Here is a 5,593-nt window from a genome sequence, read left to right as displayed (position 1 = left end):
CGGCGCCGGCAGCGGCAGCGGCGCCGGCAGCGGCGCCGGCAGCGGCAGCGGCAGCGGCAGCGGCAGGGATTCGGCTACGGCCGGCCGTACGCCTCGAGCAGGCGCAGCCAGACCTCGCTCAGGGTGGGGTAGCTGGGCACCGCGTGCCACAGCCGGCGGATCGGCACCTCGCCGACCACGGCGATGGTCGCCGAGTGCAACAGCTCCGCGACATCCGGCCCCACGAAGGTGGCACCGATCAGAACCTCACGGTCGAGGTCCACGATGACGCGCGCCGCCCCGGTGTAGCCGTCGGCGTGCACGGATGCCCCGGCCACCCCGCCCAGGTTGTAGTCCAGCACCCGAATGCGAAACCCCGCCTTCTCGGCAGCAGCCTGGGTCAGTCCGACCGACGCGACCTCAGGGTCGGTGAAGGTGACCTGCGGTACGGCGGCATGGTCGGCCGTGGCCACGTGGGTTCCCCACGGCGCGTCGTCGACGGGCGCGTCGGCGGCCCGTGCCGCGATCACGTCGCCGGCCGCGCGGGCCTGGTACTTGCCCTGGTGGGTGAGGAGGGCCCGGTGGTTGACGTCGCCGGTGGCGTACAGCCAGGCTCCGGCCAGTTCCGGCGCGGCTCCCTGCACGAGCAGGGTGTCGTCGACCTCGAGCCAGTCACCCGGTTCGAGGCCCACCGTTTCGAGCCCGACATCTTCGGTGCGGGGCACCCGGCCGGTAGCCACGAGCACCTCGGTCGCGGTGACCCGGGTGCCGTTGGACAGGGTGAGCGTCACGTCGCCGTCGGCGTTGCGGGTTGCCTCGGTGGTCGACACCCCGGACAGCACTGTGACGCCTGCTTCCCCGAGGGCAGCGAGCACGAGTTCGCCGGCGAACGGCTCCTGACCGCCGAGCAAACCGCTTCGCACGATCATCGTGACCGCGGTGCCGAGCCCGGCGAAGGCGGTGGCCATCTCGGCCGCGACCACGCCGCCGCCGATGATCGCCAGGCTGTCCGGGATTCCGGGGGCGCTGGTGGCCTCGCGGCTCGTCCACGGCGACACGGATGCCAGACCGGCGATGTCGGGCAGCAGCGCGGCCGACCCGGTGCTGACGACCACGGCGTGCGCGGCGGTCAGCACGGTCGTGGTGCCGTCGTCGGCGGTCACGGTCACCTGCCGCACGCCGGTCAGGCGGGCGTGACCGCGCACGAGCTCGATCCCGGCCTTCTCCAGCCAGCGCACCTGGCCCTCGTCGGACCAATTGCTCGTGAAGGAGTCGCGGCGCCGCAGAACGGCCGCGACATCCAGGTCGCCGGTCACGGCCTCGGACGCCCCACCCACGCGCCGGGCGGCGGCCAGAACCGCCCCGCTGCGCAGCAGCGCCTTCGACGGCATGCACGCCCAGTAAGAGCACTCGCCGCCGACCAGCTCGGCCTCGATGATCACGGTGCGCAGGCCTGCCTGCGTCGTGCGGTCGGCGACGTTCTCTCCCACAGCGCCGGCGCCGATCACGATGACGTCGAAGCTCATCGCGCCGGGTTCGGTGGGGGTGGTGCTGGTGGCGGGCATCCGTCTCTCCTGAGGTCAGTGGCGCAGATTGGTGACACAGATCGGGCGCGCAGGTCAGTGGCGCAGGTCAGTGACACAGATCAGTGGCGTGAATCATTGGTGCGGACAGCCTAACGCCCGACGAACGTCGCCGGCCGGCGGCTGATGAAGGCCTCCATGCCGATCCGGGAATCTTCGGTCACGGCCAGGCGGGCCAGGGTCGGCTGGAGCCCGGCCTCGGCGGCCGCGGCACCCTCCCGCGCGGCGGTGCGGGCGTTGGCGAGCGTGGCCTGCACGGCGAGCGGGGCCTGGGCCGCGATGCGCTCGGCCAGTTCCAGCGCGTGCTCGAACTGGGTGCCGTCCGGCACAACCTCCTGAACGAGCCCGATGCGGTGGGCCTCGCGGGCGTCGAACATGTCGCCGGTGAGCATCCAGCGCATGGCGTTGCCCCAGCCGGCCGCGCGCGGGAAGCGGATGGTAGCGCCGCCGAACGGCAGGATACCGCGCGCCACCTCGATCTGGCCGAACCGGGTCGACTCGGCCGCCACGGAGATATCGCTGGCGAGCATCAGCTCGATGCCGAGGGTGAGGCAGGTGCCCTGCACGGCCATCACCACGGGCTTCGACACGCTCCGCCCGTCGACCTGCCACGGGTTGATGCCGCCCTCCGGCACCATGTCGAGGCCGTCGGGACCGAGCCGGGGGCCGATGTCGGCCAGGTCGAGGCCGGCGGTGAAGTGGTCGCCGACCGCGTAGACGAGGCCGACCCGCAGCTCGGGGTCGCGGTCGAGCTCACCGTAGGCCAGAGCCAGCTGCTGCAGCAGCGCCAGATCGGCGGCATTGCGCTTCTCCGGACGGTTGAACCCGATCAGCAGCACGTGCCCGCGCCTCTCGGTGATGATCCTCGACGGATCGGAAACGGAGTTCTGCTCGTTCACGGATGCCTCCCTTGGCCTCTAACGCGTCGGTCCCATGCTACGGCCGCGCCGGGCTGGCCCCCGACCAGCACTTTCGGTCAGCGGAGCTCAGCGGAGCTCAGCGGGTCAGTGCAGCTCAGCGGGTGAGCGCGCCGATGATCCGCAGGATGCTCGGCAGGTCGTCGGTAGCGGCCTCCGGCGAGGCCGGGGCGAAGCCGGCGATGGTGGCGCCGGCCAGCTCGAATTCGGCGCGCAGCGCGGTGATCAACCTGTTCAGTGTCTCCACGCTCAGCCCGAACGGGTACAGGTCGGCCAGACCGGCCAGAGCCGACGGGTCGAGCACGTCCAGATCGAGGTGCAGGTAGAAGGTGCGGGCGCCGGTAGCGCGCAAAGCGTCGACGAGCGCCTCGGGGGAGTCGAGGTCGTCGACCGGGAGGCTCACGATTCCACGTTCCCGGATCAGGGCGTCCTCCGCCGGGTCGATGGCGCGTGCGCCGCCGAGCACGACCCGCTCGAGCGGAACGCGAACCTCCGCGTCGAGCGTCAGTCCCTCGGCACCCTCGCCGATGAGGGCGCGCAGCACCATTCCGGTGAAACCGCCGGACGGGGACGTGTCGGGCGTGTGCAGGGCGGGGTGGGCGTCGAGCCAGACCACGGCCAGGTCTTCCGGATGCCGCCGCGACGCATTCTCGACGGCCGCCAGGGACACCCCGTTGTCGCCGCCGATCGTGAGCACCGGGCCGGTCCCGCCGCGCAGCGCGGTCGCGAGGCGTTCGCGCACCATCACCAGCGTGGAGAAGCGGTCGATGCCGGAGTCGAGGGCGTCACCGGCCTCGACCGGCACCGGCACCTGGTGGGTGACGGTCGAGGGAAGATCACCTCGGATCGCCTCCGCCCCGTCACTCAGGCGCATCGCGCGCGGAGAAACCGAACCCTGCCACTGCGGAACGACAACGAAGGTGGGAGCCATACTTCAGTATGCTCCCAGACCTCCCCGCGCGCGGGATTCTGGTGGGGGTCGGAGGCGATTTCTCCGGGTGCCCTACTGGTCGCGGTAGCGAATGGCGGCGCTCGTCGCATCCAGCAGCTCGGCCGCATTCAGGCGCGGGCCGTAACCGGGGGTGTCACGCTGGATGCGCCAGCCCTCGCTGAGCGCGCCGACGTTCACGGTGTCGTAGCCGAAGCTGTCGAGCAGCGCGGTCACGGTCGCGGCGGCGGGCGAGTCGTCGCTGGCGATGACCAGGGCGCGACGGTTGGGGGAACCGGCCGGCTGGCCGTGCTCCGTGAGGTCGGCGGCGTAGATGTGGTTGAACGCCTTCACGATCGTCGACTCGGGCAGGCGCTCCCGCAGCAGCTCGGCCGTGGTCGTGCTTTCATCGTCGAGCGCGGCGATGTCGCCATCGCGCTGGGGGTAGTAGTTGTTCGTATCGATCACGAGCTTGCCGGCCAGTTCCGTCGTGGGCAGGGTGTGGATCTGGTTGAGCGGAATGGTCACGACCACGAGGTCGCCGGCCACGGCGGCCTCGGCGGGGGTTGCGGCACGGGAGCGCGGGCCGAGCTCACCGATCAGGTCAGTGAGAGTGTCGGGGCCGCGCGAATTGCTCACGACCACGTCGTATCCGTTGGCCACGCCGAGTCGTGCGAGCTGGCTGCCGATGTTCCCGGCGCCGATGATTCCAAGAGTTGTCATACCCGGAACAACGAGCGGCGCCGACGGGATGTTCCCGTCGGCGCCCGATTGCGCTGGTAGCGAGAGAGCGCTACTGCGTGATGGAGCTGGTTCCGCCGGTCTTGAGCGCGGCGAGGCGGGCGTCGACCTCGGTGAGTTCGCCAAGGTCCTCGAGGCTCTCGAACTGCGCGTCCAGGCTGGACGCGGCCAGTTCGCCGGCCCCCCGGACGCGGGCCTCCTCGCGGCGGATCTTGTCTTCGAAGCGGCTGACCTCGCTGGTGGGGTCCATCAGGTCGATGCTCTTGACGGCATCCATCACCTTGGTCTGCGCCTCGGCGGTCTTCGACCGGGCGATCAGCTCGCTGCGCTTGGCGGAGAGCTGGTTCAGCTTCTCCTTCATCTTGTTGAGGCCGTCCTTGAGCTGGGCCACGACGGCCGTCTGCGAGGCGATCTGAGGCTCGGCCATTTTCGCCTCCTTCTCGGACTGCATCTGACGGCCGAGGGCCACCTTGGCGAGGTTGTCGAAACGGTCGGCGTCGGCCGCGTTGCCGGCGGCGCGCAGCTGGTCGGCCTTGCGGCTCGCGGCCAGGGCCTTGCCGCCCCACTCGGTCGCGGCCTCGACGTCTTCCCGGTAGTCGTCCTCGAGCAGGCGCAGGTTTCCGATCGTCTCGGCGATGGCGCTCTCCGCGTCCGCGATGCTGTTGGTGTAGTCACGCACCATCTGGTCGAGCATCTTCTTGGGGTCTTCGGCGGAGTCCAGAAGCGAGTTGATGTTCGCTTTCGCCAACTGGGAGATACGGCCAAAGATGGACTGTTTCGTCATTGTGCGGTGTCCTTTCGAGTTGCGAAGCATCTGATGACTCCATTGTGTCGGGTTGTGCTGGTCAAGACGTGTGGGGTGCTGGGCGAGGCCCCGACGGCTGCGACGGATGCGACAGGTCCGGTTCTCAGAACCTCCCACCCCCGCNGGGTTGTGCTGGTCAAGACGTGTGGGGTGCTGGGCGAGGCCCCGACGGCTGCGACGGATGCGACAGGTCCGGTTCTCAGAACCTCCCACCCCCGCCACGGCGCGAGCGAGAACCCGCGCCGCCGAATCCGCCGGGCATGCTGAAGCCGCCACCCCCGCCGCGCCGGCCGCCGCCGCCGCCGAACATGCCGCCACCGCCGCGACCGCCGCCGCCGCCGGAGAGGAGCGTGTTGATCAGGATGCCGCCGAGCACGGCTCCCATGACGCCATTGCCGCCGCTGCCGCCGGTTTGGTAGCCGGGGGCGTAGCCGCCCGGAACCTGGCCGGCGAACCCGTCGACGTCGTTCCGGGCGCGGGCGATGGCGGCCGCGGCCAGGGAGTTGGCCCGTTGCGAGGCGGCGAGGGCGGTGGGGTGACCCAGTGTTTCCGGACAGTCCTCCTGAATTCAGGATTGGATAGACAAATGGAACACGAGAAACACAAGCACTTCAGCCCGGAGTTTCGGGCTGCCGCGGTG

The 5,593-nt window shown here is 70.5% G+C and carries 6 protein-coding genes; all 6 read right to left on the bottom strand.

What is annotated here, in order from left to right:
- Window positions 1–74: 74 nt before the first annotated feature.
- The 6 genes from E3O67_RS07125 to E3O67_RS16895 all read right to left on the bottom strand — a co-directional run bounded on the left by E3O67_RS07125 (window position 75) and on the right by E3O67_RS16895 (window position 5,338).
- Complete coding sequence (locus tag E3O67_RS07125; protein WP_370260324.1) at window positions 75–1,544, bottom strand: NAD(P)/FAD-dependent oxidoreductase; 1,470 nt, start codon at window positions 1,542–1,544, stop codon at window positions 75–77.
- A gap of 110 nt (window positions 1,545–1,654) precedes the next feature.
- Window positions 1,655–2,461 carry a crotonase/enoyl-CoA hydratase family protein gene (locus tag E3O67_RS07120; protein ID WP_241979329.1) on the bottom strand — a complete coding sequence of 269 codons (807 nt, stop codon included), beginning with the start codon at window positions 2,459–2,461 and terminating at the stop codon, window positions 1,655–1,657.
- Between the two features lie 115 nt (window positions 2,462–2,576).
- Window positions 2,577–3,410, bottom strand: a complete 834-nt coding sequence (locus tag E3O67_RS07115) for an arginase family protein (RefSeq protein WP_134431786.1) — start codon at window positions 3,408–3,410, stop codon at window positions 2,577–2,579.
- A gap of 72 nt (window positions 3,411–3,482) precedes the next feature.
- Entirely contained in the window at window positions 3,483–4,130 is a 648-nt protein-coding gene (locus tag E3O67_RS07110; protein WP_134431783.1) for an NADPH-dependent F420 reductase, read from the bottom strand.
- Window positions 4,131–4,200: 70 nt separating this feature from the next.
- The gene (locus E3O67_RS07105) at window positions 4,201–4,932 is read right to left on the bottom strand and encodes a PspA/IM30 family protein (protein WP_134431780.1); all 732 of its coding nucleotides are present in this window, start codon (window positions 4,930–4,932) and stop codon (window positions 4,201–4,203) included.
- Between the two features lie 220 nt (window positions 4,933–5,152).
- Entirely contained in the window at window positions 5,153–5,338 is a 186-nt protein-coding gene (locus tag E3O67_RS16895; protein WP_167726525.1) for a hypothetical protein, read from the bottom strand.
- Window positions 5,339–5,593 lie beyond the last annotated feature (255 nt).

Origin of the sequence: Cryobacterium sp. TMT3-29-2 (assembly GCF_004564305.1) — a bacterium.
In the GTDB taxonomy this organism is placed as follows: Bacteria; Actinomycetota; Actinomycetes; order Actinomycetales; family Microbacteriaceae; genus Cryobacterium; species Cryobacterium sinapicolor.
The sequence above is the reverse complement of the archived record's forward strand: the minus strand, read 5'-3'. Positions and strand labels throughout refer to the sequence as shown.

Bases quoted from the DNA above. Each gene is read 5' to 3' on its own strand.
- E3O67_RS07110 (WP_134431783.1), bottom strand. From the start codon at position 4,130: ATGACAACTCTTGGAATCATCGGCGCCGGGAACATCGGCAGCCAGCTC.
- E3O67_RS07105 (WP_134431780.1), bottom strand. From the start codon at position 4,932: ATGACGAAACAGTCCATCTTTGGCCGTATCTCCCAGTTGGCGAAAGCG.
- E3O67_RS07115 (WP_134431786.1), bottom strand. From the start codon at position 3,410: ATGGCTCCCACCTTCGTTGTCGTTCCGCAGTGGCAGGGTTCGGTTTCT.
- E3O67_RS07125 (WP_370260324.1), bottom strand. From the start codon at position 1,544: ATGCCCGCCACCAGCACCACCCCCACCGAACCCGGCGCGATGAGCTTC.
- E3O67_RS16895 (WP_167726525.1), bottom strand. From the start codon at position 5,338: ATGGGAGCCGTGCTCGGCGGCATCCTGATCAACACGCTCCTCTCCGGC.